The organism is Arcobacter sp. CECT 8989 (assembly GCF_004116715.1).
Classification (GTDB): Bacteria; Campylobacterota; Campylobacteria; order Campylobacterales; family Arcobacteraceae; genus Halarcobacter.
Genome location: NZ_PDKE01000030.1, coordinates 1 through 1,546, shown reverse-complemented (window position 1 = coordinate 1,546; position 1,546 = coordinate 1). Strand labels below are relative to the sequence as shown.

Sequence of the window (1,546 nt, the reverse complement as noted above, 5' to 3'; positions counted from 1 at the left end):
TTTGTTTGGTGTTTCTGTTGCTGGTTTATCAATTATTGGCTTTGAAGTAACTTTTGTACCAATTAACCAAATAGGTTTAGTATCTCCATCTTTTCCAACTTGCCAAGATAAAACTGGAGTTCCTTTTTTAAGAGTAGAGTCTTCTACTATATCCCAATTGCTGTAATCATTTTTAAAGGTATTTATATCTTGAAGCTCTGCTGTTGTTTTTCCAAAGAACATTTCATCTGGCATTCCTTGGCTTAATGTTTTATCGTAGTATGCGTATGAAATATTTCCTCTATTATTCCCAATAAGTCCACCTACAAAGTCTGTTGTCGCAGTTACCTTCCCTGTTGCATATGAGTTTTTAATAGTTCCAAAGCTATTCCCAACAAGTCCTCCAATATGTTCATATCCTGAAACACTTCCCAATGAATATGAGTTTTTTATAGTACTAAAATTATGTCCAACAAGTCCTCCCATTTGTCTTCCCAAATAATTTTCTCGTGTAGATATACTAACATTACTATATGATTGGCTTATAGTTCCAGTATTTGTACCAGTCAGTCCTCCTACAGAAGAAGCTCCTACAATACTACCTGTTACATAAGCATTTTTTATAATTCCATCGTTTTGACCAACAAGTCCTCCTATTTGGCCAGTACCAAGATAATTAATATTTTCTAAGCCTATATTACTTATTTTAGAAGTTGAAGAAGTAAACCCAAATAATCCTTGACTTTGGCTAGTAGTGCTAATTGAAAGATTAGATACGACATGTCCTAACCCATCAAAGTTTCCACTAAATTTAGTAGTTGAATCACCAATAGCAGTCCAATTAGAAACAGAACTAAGGTCTATATCCCCACCTAATACATAATTGTTAGCTAAAGAGGCAGAGTCTGTATTTATTGCTTGTAAATCTTCTTTTGTTGTAATAACTGTCCATTCTTTCAAACCTCCATCAATCCCTAACACCGTATAAAAGTTCTCTCCCTCAGCAAGATTTATTTTTCCATTTTTTCCTATATAATAGTTAGATGTATTATTTGTAGTTGCTTCACTTTGTCCATACCCTAATATTAGTTTTGCATTTCCTGCACTTCCATCTATGGTGGCATTAATAAAAATATCATTATGTGCACCAAGTAGTAGTATATTTCCTGAAGTCCAAGTAATATCACTATTTACATAGATGTTTCCTTCACTTCCACTCTCATTATTTGAAGTATCTACATCAGAGTAATCACTTTGGTCTGTTTCAATAGTTACATCTCCTGACCCTAATTGATTCTCAATAGCTGTTGCTAATCCATCATCAATAGTTACATTAACAGGATCAATTAACCATTCTCCAGCTTCAATTTTTGCATCATTAAAAGTAAAATCTTTCCCTGATGTTTCAACAAACCCTTCTTTAGCCCTAATTGCTCCACTAATCTTAGCTTCACCACCATGGGCAAATAGTTCTACAAATCCAGTAACACCATCTAATGAATTAGCTTCTATAATACCTTCATTATTTACAACACCTTTTAGTAGTTCATCTACTGCATTTGTTGTA

At 33.5% G+C, this 1,546-nt stretch carries 1 protein-coding gene; it reads right to left on the bottom strand.

Annotated features, from left to right (window positions below; genetic code table 11):
* Positions 1 to 1,546 (bottom strand): GLUG motif-containing protein (locus CRV02_RS14220; RefSeq protein WP_258239322.1); only part of this gene is annotated, 1,546 nt, incomplete at both ends.